Origin of the sequence: Pseudomonas benzenivorans, assembly GCF_033547155.1 — a bacterium.
Classification (GTDB): domain Bacteria; phylum Pseudomonadota; class Gammaproteobacteria; order Pseudomonadales; family Pseudomonadaceae; genus Aquipseudomonas; species Aquipseudomonas benzenivorans_B.
The window spans coordinates 2,723,596-2,743,403 of sequence record NZ_CP137892.1 but is presented as its reverse complement, the minus strand read 5'-3'; the positions used below and the strand labels follow the sequence as shown (position 1 = coordinate 2,743,403).

Annotated in this window: 19 protein-coding genes; 6 read left to right on the top strand and 13 right to left on the bottom strand. The window is 67.3% G+C overall.

What is annotated here, in order from left to right; genetic code table 11:
* Positions 1–49: 49 nt before the first annotated feature.
* The 5 genes from SBP02_RS12520 to SBP02_RS12500 form a co-directional block, all read right to left on the bottom strand.
* Entirely contained in the window at positions 50–844 is a 795-nt protein-coding gene (locus SBP02_RS12520) for an enoyl-CoA hydratase-related protein (RefSeq protein WP_318642106.1), read from the bottom strand.
* Between the two features lie 80 nt (positions 845–924).
* Positions 925–2,085, bottom strand: a complete 1,161-nt coding sequence (gene atuD / locus SBP02_RS12515; protein ID WP_318642105.1) for a citronellyl-CoA dehydrogenase — start codon at positions 2,083–2,085, stop codon at positions 925–927.
* A gap of 156 nt (positions 2,086–2,241) precedes the next feature.
* The gene (gene atuC / locus SBP02_RS12510) at positions 2,242–3,858 is read right to left on the bottom strand and encodes a geranyl-CoA carboxylase subunit beta (protein ID WP_318642104.1); all 1,617 of its coding nucleotides are present in this window, start codon (positions 3,856–3,858) and stop codon (positions 2,242–2,244) included.
* A 1-nt stretch (position 3,859) separates the two neighbouring features.
* Positions 3,860–4,738, bottom strand: coding sequence for an SDR family oxidoreductase (locus SBP02_RS12505; protein ID WP_318642103.1), 879 nt, complete (start codon positions 4,736–4,738; stop codon positions 3,860–3,862).
* A 131-nt stretch (positions 4,739–4,869) separates the two neighbouring features.
* Positions 4,870–6,657 (bottom strand): acyclic terpene utilization AtuA family protein, encoded by a 1,788-nt coding sequence (locus SBP02_RS12500; protein WP_318642102.1) that lies wholly within the window; start codon positions 6,655–6,657, stop codon positions 4,870–4,872.
* A gap of 240 nt (positions 6,658–6,897) precedes the next feature.
* Here SBP02_RS12500 and SBP02_RS12495 point away from each other — a divergent pair, with 240 nt between their 5' ends.
* From SBP02_RS12495 to SBP02_RS12485, 3 genes are all read left to right on the top strand, one after another.
* Positions 6,898–7,521 carry a TetR/AcrR family transcriptional regulator gene (locus tag SBP02_RS12495; RefSeq protein ID WP_318642101.1) on the top strand — a complete coding sequence of 208 codons (624 nt, stop codon included), beginning with the start codon at positions 6,898–6,900 and terminating at the stop codon, positions 7,519–7,521.
* A 101-nt stretch (positions 7,522–7,622) separates the two neighbouring features.
* Positions 7,623–8,408, top strand: coding sequence for a substrate-binding periplasmic protein (locus SBP02_RS12490; protein WP_318642100.1), 786 nt, complete (start codon positions 7,623–7,625; stop codon positions 8,406–8,408).
* 107 nt (positions 8,409–8,515) lie between these two features.
* Positions 8,516–9,310, top strand: a complete 795-nt coding sequence (locus tag SBP02_RS12485; protein ID WP_318642099.1) for an amino acid ABC transporter substrate-binding protein — start codon at positions 8,516–8,518, stop codon at positions 9,308–9,310.
* A gap of 16 nt (positions 9,311–9,326) precedes the next feature.
* Here the strand turns inward: SBP02_RS12485 and SBP02_RS12480 are convergent, their stop codons facing one another.
* The 3 genes from SBP02_RS12480 to SBP02_RS12470 form a co-directional block, all read right to left on the bottom strand.
* Positions 9,327–10,715 (bottom strand): hypothetical protein, encoded by a 1,389-nt coding sequence (locus SBP02_RS12480; protein WP_318642098.1) that lies wholly within the window; start codon positions 10,713–10,715, stop codon positions 9,327–9,329.
* Complete coding sequence (locus tag SBP02_RS12475) at positions 10,699–10,875, bottom strand: DUF2897 family protein (protein WP_318642097.1); 177 nt, start codon at positions 10,873–10,875, stop codon at positions 10,699–10,701. The genes SBP02_RS12480 and SBP02_RS12475 overlap by 17 nt, the downstream gene beginning before the upstream one ends.
* Before the next feature lie 126 nt (positions 10,876–11,001).
* Entirely contained in the window at positions 11,002–12,348 is a 1,347-nt protein-coding gene (locus SBP02_RS12470; RefSeq protein WP_318642096.1) for a class II 3-deoxy-7-phosphoheptulonate synthase, read from the bottom strand.
* A gap of 231 nt (positions 12,349–12,579) precedes the next feature.
* Between SBP02_RS12470 and SBP02_RS12465 the strand changes: the two genes are divergently transcribed.
* Complete coding sequence (locus tag SBP02_RS12465; RefSeq protein WP_318642095.1) at positions 12,580–13,353, top strand: spermidine synthase; 774 nt, start codon at positions 12,580–12,582, stop codon at positions 13,351–13,353.
* An 8-nt stretch (positions 13,354–13,361) separates the two neighbouring features.
* Here SBP02_RS12465 and SBP02_RS12460 read toward each other — a convergent pair whose 3' ends face one another.
* Positions 13,362–14,153, bottom strand: a complete 792-nt coding sequence (locus SBP02_RS12460) for a crotonase/enoyl-CoA hydratase family protein (protein WP_318642094.1) — start codon at positions 14,151–14,153, stop codon at positions 13,362–13,364.
* A 385-nt stretch (positions 14,154–14,538) separates the two neighbouring features.
* Here SBP02_RS12460 and SBP02_RS12455 point away from each other — a divergent pair, with 385 nt between their 5' ends.
* Positions 14,539–16,191, top strand: a complete 1,653-nt coding sequence (locus SBP02_RS12455) for a DEAD/DEAH box helicase (RefSeq protein ID WP_318642093.1) — start codon at positions 14,539–14,541, stop codon at positions 16,189–16,191.
* Positions 16,192–16,235: 44 nt separating this feature from the next.
* On the opposite strand, the gene SBP02_RS12450 is transcribed toward SBP02_RS12455, so the two are convergent.
* Together SBP02_RS12450 and SBP02_RS12445 are read right to left on the bottom strand one after the other, a co-directional pair.
* Positions 16,236–16,649 (bottom strand): hypothetical protein, encoded by a 414-nt coding sequence (locus tag SBP02_RS12450; protein ID WP_318642092.1) that lies wholly within the window; start codon positions 16,647–16,649, stop codon positions 16,236–16,238.
* A 156-nt stretch (positions 16,650–16,805) separates the two neighbouring features.
* Positions 16,806–17,573 (bottom strand): DODA-type extradiol aromatic ring-opening family dioxygenase, encoded by a 768-nt coding sequence (locus SBP02_RS12445; protein ID WP_318642091.1) that lies wholly within the window; start codon positions 17,571–17,573, stop codon positions 16,806–16,808.
* Between the two features lie 104 nt (positions 17,574–17,677).
* On the opposite strand from SBP02_RS12445, the gene SBP02_RS12440 reads away from it, so the two are divergent.
* Positions 17,678–18,334: a thiopurine S-methyltransferase gene (locus tag SBP02_RS12440; protein ID WP_318642090.1), complete on the top strand. Its 657-nt coding sequence runs from the start codon at positions 17,678–17,680 to the stop codon at positions 18,332–18,334.
* Positions 18,335–18,388: 54 nt separating this feature from the next.
* Here SBP02_RS12440 and htpX read toward each other — a convergent pair whose 3' ends face one another.
* Positions 18,389–19,261 carry a protease HtpX gene (htpX, locus tag SBP02_RS12435; RefSeq protein WP_318642089.1) on the bottom strand — a complete coding sequence of 291 codons (873 nt, stop codon included), beginning with the start codon at positions 19,259–19,261 and terminating at the stop codon, positions 18,389–18,391.
* 90 nt (positions 19,262–19,351) lie between these two features.
* A complete protein-coding gene (locus SBP02_RS12430; RefSeq protein ID WP_318642088.1) occupies positions 19,352–19,804 on the bottom strand; it encodes a hypothetical protein in 453 nt (150 codons plus the stop codon).
* Positions 19,805–19,808: the final 4 nt, after the last annotated feature.

The following is a 19,808-nucleotide window of genomic DNA, read 5'->3' as shown; positions in this document are numbered from 1 at the left end:
CGGGTGGGGGCATATAGCGCATCCACCTTGCGGGCCGTGCGCCTGTGGCTCACTGCGCCCAGCTGGGCGTGCGTTTCTCTACGAAGGCCAGGGTGCCCTCGATGCCTTCGGCGCCGCTCACCGCGGCGGCGAACTGTTCGGCGGCATCGTCCAGCAGCTGGCCCAGGGGTTCCTGCTCGCTGGCCAGCAGCAAGGCCTTGGTCCGGGCGTTGGCCTGGGGCGCGCAGCGGCGGACCTGCTCCAGGGTCTCGTCCAGCCGCCGCTGCAGGGCCGCGCCGTCGGCCTCGGCGAAATGGACAAGGCCCAGGCGCAGGGCTGCGCCGGCGTCGAAGCGGGCGGCGGTCAGGGCCAGGCGGCGGGCCTGGGTCAGGCCGATGCGCTTCACCACGAAGGGGGCGATCTGCGCCGGTAGCACCCCCAGGCTGGTCTCCGGCAGGCCGAACTGGGCGTCCGGGCCGGCGATGGCCACGTCGCTGACGCAGGCCAGGCCGAGGCCGCCGCCGAGCACCGCGCCTTCGAGCACCAGGATCAGCACCTGGGACAGGCACTGCGCCTGTTCCAGCAGGCTGCCGAAGGCACGGTTCAGCTCGCGGTAGGCGCCGCCGCCGGCCGCCCGGGCCGCGGCCATGTCCTTGATATCGCCGCCGGCGCAGAAGTGGCCGCCGGCGCCGCGCAGCACCAGGGCGCGCAGCTCGTGGTCGTCGCGCACGGCGAGCAGCACCCGACGCAGTTCCGTGACCATGGCCAGGCTCATGGCGTTGCGGCAGTCCGGGCGGTTGAGGGTGACATGGAGCACGCCCTCGATCCGTTCCAGCTGCAGGGTTTCGCAGTGTGGTAGTTCCATTGTCTTGTCCCCGTGCAGGGTGGTCGGCGCGATGGGGATCGACGCGGCGCGTCTCAACCCATCCTTGGGGCGTAGGTTTCTCAGCTCTTTTTCTTGCCCGGCAGGGTGCCCATCAGCTTGCAGATGATGCCGAGCATGACCTCGTCGGCGCCGCCGCCGATGGACACCAGGCGGGTGTCGCGGTAGGCGCGGGACACCGGGTTGTCCCACATGAAGCCCATGCCGCCCCAGTACTGCAGGCAGGCATCGGTGACCTCGCGGCCCAGGCGTCCGGCCTTGAGCTTGGCCATGGAGGCCAGGCGGGTGACGTCCTGGCCGGCTACGTACAGCTCGGTGGCCTGGTAGACCAGGGCGCGCAGCGCCTCGATCTCGGTTTGCAGCTCGGCCAGGCGGAAGTGGATGACCTGGTTGTCGATCAGCGGGCTGCCGAAGGTCCGGCGCTCCTTGCAATAGTCGATGGTGACGTCGATGCAGTGTTCCAGGCCCTTGATCATGTTGGCCGCGCCGAACAGGCGTTCCTCCTGGAACTGCAGCATCTGCAGCATAAAGCCAGACCCTTCCGCCCCTATGCGGTAGCGCTGTGGCACCCGCACCTCGTCGAAGAACACCTGGGCGGTCTCCGAGCTGCGCATGCCGAGCTTGTCCAGGTGCGGGCCGAGGCTGATGCCCGGGCTGTTCATCGGCACCACGATCAGCGACTTGTTGACGTGGGGCTTGCCGTCCGAGGTGTTGGCCAGCAGGCAGATGAAGTCGGCGCTAGGGGCGTTGGTGATCCACATCTTGCTGCCGTCGATCACATAGTCGTCGCCGTCCTTGCGCGCGGTGGTCTTCAGCCCGGCCACGTCGGAGCCGGCGCCGACCTCGGAGACGCCGATGCAGCCGACCATGTCGCCGGCGATGGCCGGTTTGAGGAAGGTCGCGCGCAGCTCGTCGGAGCCGAAGCGGGCCAGGGCCGGGGTGCACATGTCAGTCTGCACGCCGATGGACATGGGAATGCCGCCGCAGTGGATGGTGCCGAACTCCTCGGCGGCGACTATGGAGTAGCTGTAGTCCAGGCCCATGCCGCCGAACTGCTCCGGCTTGGAGATGCCCAGCAGGCCGAGGTTGCCGGCCTTCTTGAAGATGGCGTGGATGGGGAAGCGGCCCTCCTTCTCCCACGCGTCGACATGGGGATTGATCTCCTTGTCGACGAAATGTCTCACGGTGCGGCGCAGTTCTTCGTGTTCCTGGGTGAAGATCATCGTTCTCGTTCTCCTAAAAGCCGTCTGAAAACCACTGCGCGCCGCATCTGTTGCGTGCACGGTACTCACTGCCTCGCCGTACTGCTGTACTGCCTCGTCGTTGCGCTCCGGGCGCCTTGTCGCTGCGCCGCGCGCTACATTTTTCAGCGCAGCCTGTCATAGGCGTGCGACGCCGAAGCTGTTGGGCCTGAGGGGGCGGATCGCCGCCTCGGCGCAGATATCCAGCAGGTAGCCGAGCAGCTTGCGCGTGTCGCGCGGGTCGACCAGGCCGTCGTCCCACAACTGGGCGGTGCCGTACAGGGCGGTGGACTGGCCCTCGAGCTTCTGCGCGGTGGCCTGCTCGAGCAGGTCGAGCATCTGCGGGTCGGCCGCCTTGCCCTCCTTGGCGTGCTTCTCCTCGGTGACGATGCGCAGCACCTTGCCGGCCTGGGCCCCGCCCATCACCGCGGTGCGGCTGTTGGGCCAGGCGAAGATGAAGCGCGGGTCCAGGCCGCGGCCGCACATGGCGTAGTTGCCGGCGCCGTAGGAGCCGCCGACCACCAGGGTCAGCTTGGGCACCGTGGCGTTGGCCACCGCCTGGATCATCTTCGCGCCGTGCTTGATCACCCCCTGTTGTTCCGATTCCGTGCCGACCATAAAGCCGGTGGTGTTGTGCAGGAACAGCAGCGGGGTGTTGCTCTGCTCGCACAGCTGGATGAACTGCGCGGCCTTGGCTGCTCCCTGGGGGGTGATGGGGCCGTTGTTGCCGATCAGGCCGCAGGGCCGGCCTTCGATGCGCAGGTGGCCGCAGACGGTCTGGGCGTCGAACGCCTGCTTGAAGGCGAGGAATTCCGAGCCGTCGGCGATGCGCGCGATGATCTCGCGCACGTCGTAGGGCTTCTTGGCGTCGGCCGGTACCACCCCCAGCAGCTCCTCGGCCGGGTACAGCGGCTCGCGCCAGCTCTGTTGCGGGCGGGCCGGCAGCTGGGCGTTCCACGGCAGCAGGGCGAGTACCTCGCGGGCGATACGTACGGCATCGGCGTCGTTCTCGGCCAGGTATTCGGCGGTGCCGGCCACCTGGGCGTGCATCTCGGCGCCGCCCAGCTGCTCGTCCGTGGCCACCTCGCCGGTGGCCGCCTTGAGCAGTGGGGGGCCGGCGAGGAACAGCTTGGCCTTGCCGCGCACCACCACCACATAGTCCGAAAGGCCCGGCTGGTAGGCGCCGCCGGCGGTGCTGGAGCCGTGCACCAGGGTGATCTGCGGAATGCCGGCGGCGGACAGGCGCGCCTGGTTGGCGAAGCCGCGCGCGCCCTCGACGAAGATCTCCGCCGCGTAGTTGAGGTTGGCGCCGCCGCTTTCGGTCAGGGCCACCAGCGGCAGCTTGTTCTCCAGGGCGATCTGCTGCAGGCGCAGGGTCTTCTTCAGCCCGCTGGGGCTGATGGTGCCGCCCTTGATGGCGCTGTTGCTGGCGCTGATCAGGCAGCGCACCCCGCTGACGTAGCCGATGCCGGCGATGATGCCGCCGCCGGCCTGGGTGCCGTCCTTGTCGTCGTGCAGCTTGTAGCCGGCCAGCGAGGCCAGTTCGAGGAAGGGGCTGCCGGGGTCGAGCAACAGGTTGAGGCGCTCGCGCGGCAGCAGCTGGCCGCGACGCTCGAACTTGCCCTTGGCATCCAGGGCCTTGTCCAGGCAGCGCTGCTCGATCTGCCGGAAGCCGGCGATGGCGGCCAGCATGGCGGCGCTGTTGCTGGCGAACTCCTCGCCATGCGGGTCGATTGCGGACTGAAGCACCGGCATCTTATTGCTCCTGTTCTCTCAGCACGTCGGGCAAATGGGCCCGGTGGAAGCCGTTGTAGGCGCGGCCCTGTCCCGGGCTGGCCTTGAGCAGCGGGAGGGCGCGGCTGCCCTGGCTGGCGGCGCCGTCGATGCGCAGCGTATTGCCGCTGATAAAGGCCGCGCCCGGCGACAGCAGGAAGACGATAGCGGCGGCCACCTCCGACTCGCTGCCGATACGCTTGAGCGGCACGTGCTCGCGCAGGGTCGGGATCACCGCCTTGAACGCGCCCGCGTAGGTGTCCATGCCGCTGGAGGCGATCCAGCCCGGTGCCACCGCATTGACCCGCACCCCGGCATAACCCCACTCGACGGCGGCGGTCTTGGTGAAGTTCTCCATGCCGGCCCGCGCCGCGCCGGAGTGGCCCATGCCGGGCATGCCGCCCCACATGTCGGCGAGCATGTTGACGATCGAACCGCCGGTTCTGCTCATGCTCTGGTTGAACACCTCGCGGGCGACCAGGAAACCGCCGACCAGGTTGGTGCGCATCACCGTCTCGAAGCCTTTCTGGTTGATCGAGGCGAGCGGGGCGGGGTACTGGCCGCCGGCATTGTTGACCAGGTGGTGGATGGGGCCGTGTTCGGCGACGACTGCGGCGACCAGGGCCTTGACCGACTCCTCGTCGCGGATGTCGCAGGCCCTGAAGCTGGCGCTGCCGCCGTCCTCGCGGATCTCGCCGGCGGTCTTCTCCAGTTTGCCTGCCTGGCGCCCGACCAGCACCACATGGGCACCCAGGTGGGCCAGTTCGTGGGCGGTGCAGCGACCGATACCGCTGCCGCCGCCGGTGACCAGGACGCACTGGCCGGCGAACAGGTCGGCCTTGAAGACTGAGTCGTAGGTCATGTCGAATGCTTGTCCTTTGTAGGGCGGGTTAGCCGCGAAGCGGCGTAACCCGCCATGGATCTCGTGCCTCGTTACCGGGGCGGTTGAATTTTCGGTGGGTTACGCCTGCGCGGCCCGACCCACCCTGGGGCTCACACTCGTTCGGCAATGCTCCTTGGCACCGGTACCGGGAACTCCAGCAGTTGCTGGGCCAGGGCCTTGCCCTGGGGGTCGATGCGCAGGCTGGCCACGCCGCCGCCGCCCAGGGCGTTCTCCAGCAGGAAGTTCAGGCTGTGGCTGCCGGGCAGGTACCAGCGGCTGACGCGACCGAGTTGCGGGTCGAGTACATGGGCCATCCAGTCGACCACCGCCTCGCTGCCCAGGGCCTCGGCGATCCAGGGCAGGAACTCGGGCCGGCGCGCCATGACGCCGATGTTGCTGTGATTGCCCTTGTCGCCGGAACGGGCCACGGCCAGCTTGACCAGGGGCACGCTGGCATCGGCCAGGCCTTCGGGGCGCGGCGGCTCGGCGGCCTCGGCCAGGTCCCCGGGGGCGAGGGTCGCGCCGCCCGGCAGGGCGACCGGCCGGCGCTGGCCGTCAAGCTCGACCTCCAGGCGACAGCTCGACTTGTCCACCAGGAAGCTGAACAGGCGAATCACCGGGTACACCGTGGGGCGGCCGCCGACTATGCCGGTCAGCCCCGGGGCCATACCGGTGGCGGCCTGGGCGATCTCGCGGGAGAACAGCACCAGCGCCTCCTTCTGCGCATGGCGCACCGCCAGTTTGATCACCACCTCGCGGCTGTCTTGCCGCCGCCCATGGGGGCCGTAGGTGGCCTCGCAGCCCAGCAGCTCGAGGCTCACTTCGCTGTAGGGGCCCCAGCCGCGCTGGCTGAGGATTTCCTCGGTCTTGGCGATGATCGCCCGGGCGACGCGCTCGGCCTTGGCTGCCGCGTCGATGCCTGCGATCAGGCAGCTGGCGGTGCAGCGGAAACCGTCCGGGTAGGTGGCGCTGACCTTGTACTGCCCGGTGGGCGGCAGGCCCCTGGCGCCTTGCAGCTCGACACGGTTATCGCCAACCTGCCTGAGCTCGACCCGGGTGAAGTCGCAGACCACATCCGGCAGCAGATAGGCACGCGGGTCGCCAATCTCGTAGAGCAGCTGTTCGCCGACGCTCAGGGGGGTGACCAGGCCGCCTGTGCCTTGCGGCTTGGTCACCACGAAGTGGCCGTTCGCCTGCACCTCGACGATGGGAAAGCCGATGTGTGCGTAATCCGGCACGTCTTGCCAGTCGGTGAAGTTGCCGCCGGTGCACTGTGCGCCGCACTCGATGATGTGGCCGGCCAGGGCGGCCTGGGCCAGCCTGTCATAGTCGTCCCAGGCCCAGCCGAACTCATGCACCAGGGCGGCGCTGACCACCGCGCTGTCGACCACCCGGCCGGTGATGACGATATCGGCCCCCAGCCGCAGCGCCTCGACTATGCCCGGCGCACCCAGATAGGCGTTGACCGACAGGCAGGTGGAAGGCAGCGGCGCGCCACTGTGCAATTCCCGGGAGCCGGCCTGGATCAACTCGGCGAGCCTGGGACGCAGGTCGTCACCATGAACCACGGCGATCTTCAGCGGTACCCCAGCCTTGGCGCAGGCGCTGCTCAGGGCCTCGGCGCAGGCGCCGGGGTTGATGCCGCCGGCGTTGCTGATGACGCGAATGCCCTTGGCGGCGATCTCGCCGAGCAGGGGCCTCAGCACCTCGACGAAATCGCCGGCATAGCCCTGGTCCGGCTGTTTCAGCTTGGCTCCGGCCATGATCGACAGGGTGATCTCGGCCAGATAGTCGAACACCAGATAGTCCAGCTCGGCACCGTGCACCAGCTGAGGGGCGGCGGTGCAGGTGTCGCCCCAGAAGGCGGAGGCGCAGCCGATACGCACGGTCTTGGTCATTGTCGGGTTCCGTTGTACGGGATAATGAGCCGAAGACTACCAAGCAAGCGCTTGGTTTTGAAGTGGCAAGGGAGGGCGATCCGGCCAAAAGTGCGGCCGAGCGCTTGCTTGGGTGGCCTGCCCGGCATAAATTTCAGTAATAGCGACAAGCACTTGGCGAAATCTGCCGAGAGCGTTGGGGAATATGCCGGAACGGGTTCGGCTGACCGCAGTCGAGACGATGTATGGGGAGTGACCTGCGTGGACGACCGACAAGCTCAGGCGGTGATGCATGAATTGGTGGCAGAAGGCCTGATCACCGATCCGGACAGCGCCCGTGGCAAGCTGCTGCAAATGGCTGCACACCTGTTTCGCAGCAAGGGGTACGAGCGCACCACGGTGCGCGATCTGGCCAGCGCGGTGGGCATCCAGTCGGGCAGCATTTTCCACCATTTCAAGAGCAAGGATGAGATCCTCCGTTCGGTGATGGAGGAGACCATCCGCTACAACACGGCCCTGATGCAGGCGGAGCTGGCGACTGCACACAGCCTGCGCGAGCGGGTGTTGGCGCTGATCCGTTGCGAGCTGCAATCGATCATGGGCGGCACCGGCGAGGCCATGGCGGTATTGGTCTATGAATGGCGTTCACTGTCGCCCGAAGGCCAGCGCTTCATTCTCGAGTTGCGCGACAGCTATGAGCGGCTGTGGCTGACGGTACTGGGTGAGGCCCGGGAGCAGGGCTACTTCAAGGGCGACCCCTTCATCCTGCGGCGTTTTCTCACCGGTGCGCTGAGCTGGACCACCACCTGGTTCCATCCCGAGGGTCCCATGACCCTGGAACAGCTGGCCGAAGAGGCTTTATCGCTGGTTCTCAAGGAAGTTTGAGCAGGATCGGCTAGGCTTAGCCTGAGAGTCGACAGCATCGCTACGGCCAAGGGAAAGGTCGTGTGACACGGACAGGGAGTGGATCAGGTCGTGTGTGCACTATGGAGCGTCCCTTGCGCGCGGTGTTCAGAGTTCTACTGGTCACAATGAGCCTGCTGGCCGCCCTGCCGTTGGCAGCCGAACAGCGGGTCGCTGTCGGCGCCTACCATTTCCCGCCCTATGTGATCAAACCCGAGAGCGCCAGCCCCGGCGGGTTGTTGCCGGAGTTGCTGGCCGCTTTGAATGGGTTGCAGAGCGAGTATCGCTTCGAGTTGGTGCCCACCTCGGTGACCCGCCGCTACCGTGACCTCGAGAGCGGGCGCTTCGATCTGATCCTGTTCGAGTCGCCGAGCTGGGGGTGGCAGGATACCGAACACGATGCCCTGGACCTGCGGGTCGAAGACGCCGAAGTCTATGTCGCCCGGGCCGAACCCGGGCGCGACCAGCGTTATTTCGAGCAACTCAAGGGCAAGCGCCTGGCGCTGTACAGCGGCTATCACTACGGCTTCGCCGACTTCAACGCCGACCAGCAGTTTCTCGTCGAGGAGTTCGATGCGGTGCTTACCTATTCCCACGACAGCAATCTGATCATGCTATTACGTGGGCGTGCGGATATTGCCGTGATTACCCGTTCCTATCTGCAGCTCTATCAGGACCGCCATCCCGAGCGGCGCTCGGCGTTGCTGGTGTCGGAGCGGGTCGATCAGGTCTATCAGCACCATGCGTTGTTTCGCCGACAAGGCCCCCTGGGGTCCGAAAGCTTCGCTGCCTTGTTGCAGGTTCTGGATGAGCAAGGGCAGCTGGAGCCCCTGTTGGGGCGTTATCACCTGATGGTTCCGGAGCCCTAGCGGTTCCACCGATGTTGGGGGGCGTGCATGGATGCGTTACGGGGAGGCGGATTTCGATCCGTGCAAAGGGAAGGTTGGGGGGATATATGATGCTATCGAAGCGCTGGATGCGGCATGCATGTGCTTGGCTGGGTGTGCTCCTGCTGAGTGGGCCGGTGGCGGCAGAGCAGGTGGTGAACGTCGGCGGCGTGCATTTCCCGCCTTATGTGGTCAAGCCCGAGCAGCCGAATGCTTCGGGGCTGCTGCTGGAGCTGCTCAAGGCACTGAACGCTGCACAGAGCGGCTATCGCTTTGTCATGGTTCCTTCGTCGTTGCCTAGGCGATTTCGCGACTTCCAGCAGGGGCGTATCGACCTGGTGTTGTTCGAGAACCCGGCCTGGGACTGGCAAAGCATTCCCCATGGGGCCGTCGACATGGGCCTGGAAGATGCCGAGGTGTTCGTCGCGAGGGTCGAGCCCGGTCGTGAGCAAAGCTACTTCGACTCCCTGCAGGGCAAGCGCCTGGCACTCTACAACGGCTATCACTACGCTTTTGCCGACTTCAACGCCGATCAAGAATTCCTGCAGGACAGCTTCAACGCCACCCTGACCTACTCCCACGACAGCAACCTGCTGATGGTGCTGCGCCGACGGGCCGATATCGCCTTGGTGACGCGCTCCTACATCGGCGACTTTCTCGAGCGCAATCGCGCTTATGCCGGGCAGTTGCTGATCTCGGACCGAGTCGATCAGCGCTACAAGCACTATGCCCTGGTCCGCCCTCAGGGGCCCATCAGTCCCGAGCATTTCGCCGGTCTACTCGAGCAGCTGAGGCGCGGCGGCCAGCTGGCGGAGATCTTTGGTCCGAGCCGGATCGCGGTCAGGCTCAGCGAGGCGGAGAGTACCGCAGAGGCCGCCGATTGAGCGGTGCGCATCGCCCTCAATGGAAATAGCGTTGCAGCAGGTGCGGGTCGTCGAAATGGGCGCGGCCGATAAAGGCGATGGCGTGGCGTCCCCATTGGCGCATGGCACCGGGAGAGGCAACACCGGAGGGCCACAGCAGCCAACGTTCGAGACGCTGGCTGCCGGGCACCAGGCCGTCGCGGCCGTAGAGGCTGCGCCGGCCGTTTGGATGGGGCAGGCGGCGTAGTTGATCGAGATCGACTTGCTGGTAGCGCAGCGCAGGGTAGGGGGAGCGACGCCCGTCGACCCAGGCAAGATAGTGGGTGTCGGCGCTCAGCCAGAGCGTAGGCGCCTGATCGCCGTCCAGGGGCAGGCGCCGCACCAGGCGGGCCTCCTCGTTCGCTGGCTGGCGAAAGCGCAGGGGGGAGTTTCGCGGCAGATAGAAGCTGTGCCAGCAGCCGCAGGGATGGATGCTGTCGTAGAGCAGCGCGTTGCCACGGGCGTCGAGGGTGACGCGCCAGAGCAGTCCGTCCAATTCGCCGCCGTACAGGTCCAGCGCATGGGGCTTGGGTCGCCGGTCGAACCAGAGCTGATAGACCAGTTGCAGATGCCAGCGCCCGTTGATCTGGCTCCAGCCGCTGTGCCGATAGAGGCGTGCCTGCTGGGTGTTGAAGCGGCGGGCTCCGTCGGCGGCGAAATAGGGGCTGCCGATGCGATCGCTGCGACTGCCTTGGGCGATGCGCAGATGCGGCGCGTGGCGGGCGAACAGCGTCTCGAGTTCGTCGGCATCGGCCTGGGGCAGGCCCAGGGCGTCCGTGCTCAGGCTCAGCGCTCGGTTCGCCCCGGTCTGTGGCAGGGGGGCGTAGCTCAGCCACTGCGGTCCGTCCTCCGGGGCCCTGGCACGGGCCGCGGCCCGCTGCCAGGCTGCGACCCCCTGACGGAAGACTGGCTTGATCAATGGGTTGAGGCCGAGCAGGCGCGGCCAGGCACGGTAGTCGTCGGGGACCCGGGCGGCGGCGATGGCGCGAGCGAAGGCGCGGGGCTCCTCGACCAGGCGTCGTACCTGGGTAGTGCGGCAGCTGCCGAGCGCCTGCTGACGGGCGCTGTCGCGCCAGAAGCGTCGCTGCGCCGGCGCGAGCTGGTCGATTTCCACCTGACTGGCCTCGGCATCGCGGGCGGCCAGGTGCCGTGCCCACAGGCGCCGCTGCTCGGCCGTCTGGGCAGCGGCGCCCAGGCTGGCCAGCAGTCGGTCGCTGCGCAGGCCGGGGAACCCCTCCAGGCGCCAGTACTGGGCATCCTGGTGAGCCTGGGTGGTCTGGTGCAGTTGGGCGAACAGGGCGGTGCAGTCGGTCGGCCCGCTGCCGCCCGGCGTGATACCGGTGCAGCCGGCGAGCAGCGCGATCAGCAGGCTAGCGCCGACCCGCATCCTTGGCATCCTGGGCTTCCATTTCGAGCTTGCGTTCACGGATCTTCTGCAGCTGCTCTTCGCTGAGCGGCAAGGGCTTGGCGGTGCGCAGCAGCACCAGCAGGCCACCGACTATGGAGCCCAGGATGAGGATGAGCAGCAGCCAGGCATACCAAGGCATGTTGGAATCCTCGACGGTTGGACTTGAGCCTTCACCATATCGCGCGACGGGCCGCTTGTCAGGTGCTCGCCCACTGGCTTGAAGGCGCGGCGGAAAAGCCCGGTGGCCTATCCGCCGCGGGTGCGCTTAGCGGCGAACCTGTTTGAGGGTCTCGGCGATCAGGAAGGCCAGCTCCAGGGACTGGTCGGCGTTCATCCGCGGGTCGCAGTGGGTGTGGTAGCGATCCGACAGGCCGTCCTCGGTGATCGGCCGCGCGCCGCCGATGCATTCGGTGACGTTCTGCCCGGTCATCTCGATGTGGATGCCGCCGGCGTAGCTGCCCTCGGCCTGGTGTACGGCGAAGAACTGCTTCACCTCGGCGAGGATCTGCGCGAAGTCGCGGGTCTTGTAGCCGCTGCTGGCCTTGATGGTGTTGCCGTGCATCGGGTCGGAACTCCACAGCACCTGGCGGCCCTCGCGCTGCATGGTCTGGATCAGCCGCGGCAGGCCGGCTTCGACCTTGTCCGCGCCCATGCGCACGATCAGATTGAGGCGGCCGGGGTCGTTGTCCGGGTTGAGGAGGTCGATCAGGCGGATCAGCTCCTCGCTGTTCATGCTCGGGCCGACCTTGACCCCGATGGGGTTGCCGACGCCACGCAGGAACTCGACATGGGCGCCATCCAGCTGACGGGTGCGGTCGCCGATCCACAGCATGTGCGCCGAGCAGTCGTACCAGCCACCGGTGAGGCTGTCACGGCGCACGAAGGCTTCCTCGTAGTTCAGCAGCAGCGCCTCGTGGGCGGTGAAGAAGCTGGTCTCGCGCACCTGGGCCGAGCTGTCCATGCCGCAGGCACGCATAAACGCCAGGGTCTCGTCGATGCGGTCGGCCAGATGGCTGTACTTCTCGGCCAGCGCCGAATTGGCGATGAAGTCCAGATTCCACTGGTGCACCTGGTGCAAGTCGGCGAAGCCGCCCTGGGCGAAGGCGCGCAGCAGGTTCAGCGTCGCGGTGGCCTGGTGGTAGGCCTGCAGCAGGCGCTCCGGGTCGGGCACCCGGCTGGCGCTGTCGAAGCCGATGCCGTTGACGATGTCGCCGCGGTAGGCCGGCAGGGTGGTGTCGCCGATGGTTTCATCGTTGGCCGAGCGCGGTTTGGCGAACTGACCGGCCATACGCCCGACCTTGACCACCGGGCAGCCGGCGGCGAAGGTCATGACGATGGCCATCTGCAGCAGCACCTTGAAGGTGTCGCGGATCTTCGCCGCGGAAAACTCGGCGAAGCTCTCGGCGCAATCGCCGCCCTGCAGCAGGAAGGCACGGCCCTGGGTCACCTCGGCGAACTGGCGGCGCAGCTCACGGGCCTCGCCGGCGAACACCAGCGGCGGGTAACCGGCCAGGGTCTGTTCGACTCTTGCCAAGTGGGCGGCGTCGGGGTAGGTCGGCTGCTGCTGGATCGGCTTGGCTCTCCAGCTATCGGGGCTCCAGGGTTGCGACATCGGGGCTTCTCGGTTCAGGCAATTGGGATGGACTGGCATGGTAACCGATAAGCCGCGTGCTTCAAGCCGATGGCCTCGATAGAGCCGTTGCATGCAGAGGGCGTCTGGTCGGTGGCGCGCCATCGGGCGTGGCTGTGGGCAATTAGTGCGTGACCCATGCGCTGTGCTTGCTCGACAATCCCTCTATATGCCCCGCAGCTGCCAGCCGGGGGCCACGATGGAGAACGCGGGATGCCAGGTTTACCCCCGGTGGATGAGATGCAAGACGAGGTGCTGCTGGCCGAGGTAGAGGATGCCTACGGCGTGATCCGCGTGGTGGAGATCGGTGCCTACCGCTTCCTCGAGTTCGGCGAGGCGATCGAGCAGAGCTGCGTATTCACCGCCGACCCCAGCTGGCTGGAGTACGACTACACCCGCGCCATGCTGCTCGGCGCGCTGTGTCACGCGGCGCCGCAGAGTGCGCTGTTCCTCGGTCTGGGGGCCGGCAACCTGACCCAGGCCTGCCTCAGGTTCCTGCCGCTGGACGACGTGGAAACCATCGAACTGCGCCCCGAGGTGCCGCGCCTGGCCATGGAGTTCCTCGGCCTGGAGGACGATCCGCGGCTGACCATCCGCATCGGCGACGCCCTGGAGTTGCTGGCCAGCGCCGAGTCGGCCGACCTGATCTTCGTCGACCTCTACACCGACCATGGGCCGGGCGCCGGTCACCTGGCCTGGCGCTTCCTCGAAGACTGCCAGAAGCGCCTCAACCCCGGCGGTTGGCTGATCATCAACCAGTGGGCCTGCGACGACGGCAAGCCGTTGGGCGCCGCGCTGCTGCGCGGCCTGTTCCACCGGCACTATTGGGAGTGCCCGGTGAAGGAGGGCAACGTGATCCTGCTGGTGCCGGCCGACCTGGAACAGCGCCTCGACCTGGATGGGCTGCGCGCTCGGATCGAGTCCCTGGCGCCGCGCCTGGGCTACTCCCTGCAGCCCCTGTTCGAGGGGCTGCGTCCGGCCAGTTGAGGCGGAAGTCAGCGGCCCTTGAAGTCGCCGGGCCGGCGCTCGAGCATGGCGCGCAGGCCTTCGCTGGCGTCCTCGCTGGCCATCAGGCGGGTCACGGTCGGCTGCAGGCTGGCGGCCGCCGCCGCTTCGCCTTCGCCCAGCGCCTGGCGGGCCGAGGCCAGGGTGGCCCGTACGCCGAGCGGGGCCTGGGCGGCAATGCGCTCGGCCAGCCACAGGGCCCGCGGCAACAGGTCCTCGCTGGCCACCACCTCCTGTACCAGGCCCAGGCGGTAGGCCTCGTGGGCATCGAAGGGGTCGCCGGTGAGCAGCCAGCGCATGGCGTTGCCCCAGCCGGCGCGCTGGTGCAGGCGCAGGGTGGCACCGCCGAAGGGCAACAGGCCGCGCTGCACCTCCATCTGGGCGAAGCGGGTATTGCTGGCGCACAGGTTGATGTCCGCGGCCAGCATCAGCTCGATGCCGACGGTGTAGCAGTAACCCTGGGCGGCGACTATTACCGGCTTGCCGACCCGCGGGCCGCCGAACACGCCCCAGGGGTCGCAACCGCCCTCGGGTATCTGCCAGCCAGCGGCGAACCGGGTGGCGACATCGGCCAGGTCCAGACCGGCGGTGAAGTGTTCGCCCCGGGCATGCACCAGGGCCACCCGCGCCTCGTCGTCGCGCTCGAACTCGCCATAGGCCAGACACAGGTCCTCGAGCATGGCCAGGTCGAAGGCGTTGCGTTTGGCTACTCGGTCCAGGCCGAGCAGCAGGATGGGGCCGCGTTTCTCGCGGCTGATGCGGCCGCTGGTGTTTCGAGTCATGGCAGCGTTCCTCCCGTGGGGTGCGGCTGTGAGGGGGTATAGCCCCGCCGTGCGGGCTTGTCCAAGCCATCAGCCTGACCGCACCAGGCTACCGGAGGATGACCGTCGAGCGGTGGCCGGGCTTTATTCGGGAAAAACCAGCACAACCGTCAGGATTTCCGGTATAGTGCGCGCCGGTCAATTTTTGGCCACGTTCAGGTAGTGCAACTCGCCCGAGGGCTATCCTCGGCAGCCTGTCCGCAACAGCGGGCAATCCTAGACGATTCATTCATCACGACGTTTTCGCAAATCCCCGCCGACAGGGCTGCCAGGGTGACTTTCGGGTCTTACACGGCATGCGCAGCTTTGGAACATGGGTCTTTGCGGATGCACTTGAGGCAGACCCATGACCCAGGAAATCGGCGGCTTCGCCGCGCTCGGACTTCATCCCAGTATTCTCTCCGCGCTGATCGCAGTCGGCTACGAAGAGCCGTCCCCCATCCAGTCCCAGGCCATTCCGGTGATCCTCGGCGGCCACGACATGATCGGCCAGGCCCAGACCGGCACCGGCAAGACCGCGGCCTTCGCCCTGCCGCTGCTGTCGAAGATCGACCCGAGCAAGCGCGAGCCCCAGGCGCTGATCCTGGCGCCGACCCGCGAGCTGGCCCTGCAGGTGGCCACCGCCTTCGAGACCTACTCCAAGCAGATGCCCGGCCTCAACGTAGTGGCCGTGTACGGCGGTGCGCCCATGGGCCCGCAGCTCAAGGCCATCCGCCAGGGCGCCCAGGTGATCGTCGCCACCCCGGGTCGTCTGGTCGACCACCTGCGTCGCGACGAGAAGGTGCTGTCGACCATTCAATACCTGGTCCTCGACGAAGCGGACGAGATGCTCAAGCTGGGCTTCATGGACGACCTGGAAGTGATCTTCCAGGCCATGCCGGAAAGTCGTCAGAGCGTGCTGTTCTCCGCGACCCTGCCGCACTCGATCCGCGCCATCGCCGAGAAGCACCTGCGTAACCCGCAGCACATCAAGATCGCCGCCAAGACCCAGACCGTCGCGCGCATCGAGCAGGCCCACCTGATGGTGCATGCCGACCAGAAGCACGCCGCGGTGCTGCGCCTGCTGGAGGTCGAGGAGTTCGATGCGCTGATCGCCTTCGTGCGCACCAAGCAGGCCACCCTGGACCTGGCGGCTGCCCTGGAAGCCAAGGGCTACAAGGCCGCTGCGCTGAACGGCGACATCGCCCAGAACCAGCGCGAGCGGGTGATCGACTCGCTCAAGGACGGCCGCCTGGACATCGTCGTCGCCACCGACGTCGCCGCCCGAGGCCTGGACGTGCCGCGCATCACCCATGTGATGAACGTCGACATGCCCTACGATCCGGAGTCCTACGTGCACCGCATCGGTCGTACCGGCCGCGCCGGTCGCGATGGCCGGGCCCTGCTGCTGGTCACCCCGCGCGAGCGCCGCATGCTGCAGGTGATCGAGCGCGTCACCGGGCAGAAGGTCGGCGAGGTCAAGCTGCCCAACTCCCAACAGGTGCTGGATGCGCGGATCAAGAAGCTCACCGCCAGCCTGGCGCCGCTGGTGGCCGATGCCGAGGCCAGCCATGGCGAGCTGCTCGATCGCCTGACCGCCGAGATCGCCTGCAACCCGCGCGCCCTGGCCGCGGCGCTGCTGCGCAAGGCCACCAATGGCCAGGCGCTGACCCTGGCCGAGGTCGAGCGCGAGCAGCCCCTGGTGCCGAGCGGCGCCCCGCGCGAGCGCTCCGAACGTGGCGACAGCCGCGAGCGTCGCGCGCCGATGCCGCTGGCCGAGGGCCGTGCCCGTTGCCGTACCGCCCTGGGGGCGCGTGACGGTATCGCGGCGAAAAACCTGCTGGGCGCCATCCTCAACGAGGGCGGCCTGGCCCGCGAAGCCATCGGTCGCATCCAGGTGCGCGAGAGCTTCAGCCTGGTCGAGCTGCCGGAGGAGGGCCTGGAGCGCCTGCTGGGCAAGCTCAAGGACACCCGCGTCGGTGGTAAGCCGCTCAAGCTGCGCCGCTACCGCGAGGACTGATCTTCGCCTAATGAAAAAAGCCCCGCACTGCGGGGCTTTTTTCATTAGTGGGCTTGTGGTCGGGCCTTGCTTCGGCCCGTCAGTCCGACCGCCACAGCCGCCAGGGCGATGGCCAGGCTGTAGGCGAACAGCCCCAGGTTGATGCCGAAGATCAGCTTCTCCGAGCCGTCGGACAGCACCATGGAGCCGCCATAGCTGTGACGCAGGCCATAGGCCAGGAGGAAGCCGCCGGTGACGAATAGGGTGAGTAGGCTGCTCAGGCGGATCTCGTTGCGAAACCAGACCAGCCACAGGCTAAAGGCGCCGATGGCGCAGTTGGTGGCCAGCTGCCAGACCTCGTGCAGGCGGGCGTGGGGTGCCCACTGCGGATTGAAGACATGGCTGGCGTTGATCTCGAAGACGGGGACTACCACGGCATAGAAGACGATGCCGAGGGTGACGAGTAGCTTGGCGGGCATGGGCACTTTCCTTGTGGTTGGAGGGGCTGGATATCGGACATGGTTGTCCGCCCGCAGCCGTGGGCGCAGCGTCCTGGAACTATGCCCGAAGCCGCGGCGACTGATAAGAAGTCCGGGGGCAGTCGCTTGCTCAAGGCCGCCGCCGCGCCCGGTTTTTCAGGCGAAGCTGTAGATGTCCATGCCCAGGGCACCATGGGTGAAACCGCTGTGCTCGACGCGGAAGGCGCCGCCGGCGCCGCGGGCGAAGAACAGCGGCAGCAGGTGTTCATCGCTGGGATGGTTGCGCAGCGCCTGGGGCGCCAGCCGGCGGTAGTCGTGCAGCGCCGCATCGTCACCGGCGGCGAGCCTGTCCACCATCCAGTCGCGGAAGGCCTGGGCCCAGGGCTCGATAGTCTCGGGGCCGGCGTGCCAGTCCAGCTCGCCCAGATTATGGGTGATGCTGCCGGAGCCGATCAGCAGCACGTCCTGCTTGCGCAGGTCGGCCAGGGCGCGGCCGATGCGGCTCTGCAGGGCCGGACCCTGCTCGCTGGGCAGGGACAGCTGCACGACCGGGATGTCGGCCGCCGGATACATCAGCGACAGCGGCACCCAGGCACCGTGGTCCAGGGGGCGCTCGGCATCGAGGTCGGTGGGCAGGCCGGCGACGTTCAGGCGCTCGGCTATCTGCTCGGCCAGTCGCGGGGCGCCGGGGGCGGGATATTGCACGGCATACAGCCGTGCGGGGAAGCCCCGGAAATCGTGCCAGGTGGCCGGGCGGGCGGCGCCGGTCACGCGCAGGTCGGCGCTTTCCCAGTGGGCGGAGACCACCAGAATGGCACGTGGGCGGGGCAGCTGGCCGGCCAGGCGGGCCAGGGCCGGGCCGCTGGCGCCGGGCTCCAGGGCCAGCATGGGCGAGCCGTGGGAGATGAATAGGCTGGGCAGCATTTTGCGCGACTCCCGCAGTAGGATGGCGCCATGATCGCGGCTGGATATATCGAGTTCCAGTATAAAATTTCGAGCTTTTCTATCGAATTAATTGGAGGGAGGCAATGGACGAGGCGTTCTGGCAGGCCCGTTGGGCCCAGGGGCAGATAGGTTTTCACCAAGGCGAGGTCAATCCCTACCTGCAACGTTACTGGCCCGAGTTGGCGCTGAATGGCACAGGCAGGGTGCTGGTGCCGCTGTGCGGCAAGAGTCTGGACATGGCCTGGCTGGCGGCCCAGGGCCATCAGGTGCTGGGTGTCGAGCTGGCGCGTCAGGCGGTGGAGGGCTTCTTCGCTGAGCGGGGGCTGACGCCGCAGGTCAGCCAGCTCGGGGCCTTCGAGGTCTACCGGGGCGGAAATATCGAGTTGTGGTGCGGCGACTTCTTCGAGTTGCGCGCCGAGCATCTGAGAGGCTGCACGGCGCTCTACGACCGCGCCGCGCTGATCGCCCTGCCGGCGCCGATGCGCCAGCGCTACACCGCACACCTGAACAGGCTCCTGGCGCCTGGGAGCCGGGGCCTTTTGGTCACCCTGGACTATGCGCAGGCGCAGATGGAGGGGCCGCCGTTCGCTGTGAGCGACGCCGAGGTGCGGAGCCTGTTCGCCGCGGGCTGGCAGGTGGAGTCGCTCGAGGCCTGTGATGTGCTGGCCGAGAACGAAAGATTTCGCCAGCGTGGCCTGCAGTATCTGGACGAGCGGGTCTATCGGTTGTCGCGGGGCTGAGCCGCGGACATGAAAAAGGGCGGCCCATGGGCCGCCCTTTTCGATTGGTGTCGTTTAGCCGCGCTGGCGCAGGGCCTCGATGCGGTCTTCCAGCGGCGGGTGGCTCATCAGCAGGCCGGCCAGTCCGTTCTTCAGGCCGCCGTTGATGCCGAAGGCGGTCAGGCTGTCGGGCATCTGCACCGGCACCCCCTGCTCGGCGCGCAGGCGTTGCAGGGCGGCGATCATCGCGCCGGTGCCGGCCAGGCGGGCGCCGGCCTCGTCGGCCTTGAACTCGCGTTTGCGCGAGAACCACATGACGATGATGCTGGCCAGGATGCCCAGTACCAGTTCGGCGAAGATGGTCGCCACGAAATAGCCGATGCCGTGGCCGTCTTCGTTCTTGAGGATGGCCTTGTCGACGAAGTTGCCGAAGATCCGCGCGAAGAACATCACGAAGGTGTTCACCACGCCCTGGATCAGCGCCAGGGTGACCATGTCGCCGTTGGCCACGTGGCCGATCTCGTGGGCCAGCACGGCGCGCACTTCGTCCGGGGAGAAGCGCTCCAGCAGGCCTTGGCTGACCGCTACCAGGGCGTCGTTCTTGTTCCAGCCGGTGGCGAAGGCGTTGGATTCGTAGGCCGGGAAGATGCCCACCTCGGGCATCTTGATGCCGGCCTCGCGGGACAGCTCCTCGACGGTCTGCAGCAGCCACTGCTCATGGCGGGTGCGCGGCTGGCTGATGATTTCGGTGCCGGTGCTCATCTTCGCCATCCACTTGGAGATGAACAGCGAAATCAGCGAGCCGGCGAAGCCGAATACCGCACAGAAGACCAGCAGGCTGCCATAGTTCTGGCCAGTGTAGCGGTCGACCCCCAACAGCTTGAGCGTGATGCTGGCGATGATCAGGACCGCCAGGTTGGTGGCCAGGAACAGCAAGATGCGCATCATGGTGTGAAACTACTCCTCAGGAGAAAAGACGGTCCGGTTATGCCGGCTATATAAGGGCGCGCCCCCCGGCTATTCAACCGAGGGACTATTTCAAACTGTGTCGTTTGCCCCGGCCAGAGCGCCCGCGAAGACCAGGCGGGTCAGCCGGGCAATCCGTTCGCCATGTTTCTGCGCCAGCGCCTCGCGCAACTGAAAGGCCAGGCTGGCCTGTACCCGGCGCACGCTCGGCGGCAGGGCCTCGCCGTCGTCGAGGGCGTGGGGGACGCCGCGACTCAGGCGTAGGAAACCCTTCTCGCTGAGCACCGCCTGGTCCAGGGCGTCGTAGGCGATGGTCGAGTCGAAGCGCAGGTAGCCTTCCTCGGCCAGCCACAGCAGGGCGCCGAGGCAGCTCTGGTGACGCTTGCTGGGCAGGCCGAACTCGTCCGGCTCCTCGCGGCCGATCAGGTCCTCGACGTACAGCGCCATCTTGCGCGGGAACACCTGGTAGAGCAGCAGCAGGCCGCTGGCGGCGTCCTTGTAGAAGTCGTCGATCTGCAGGTCCATGGGG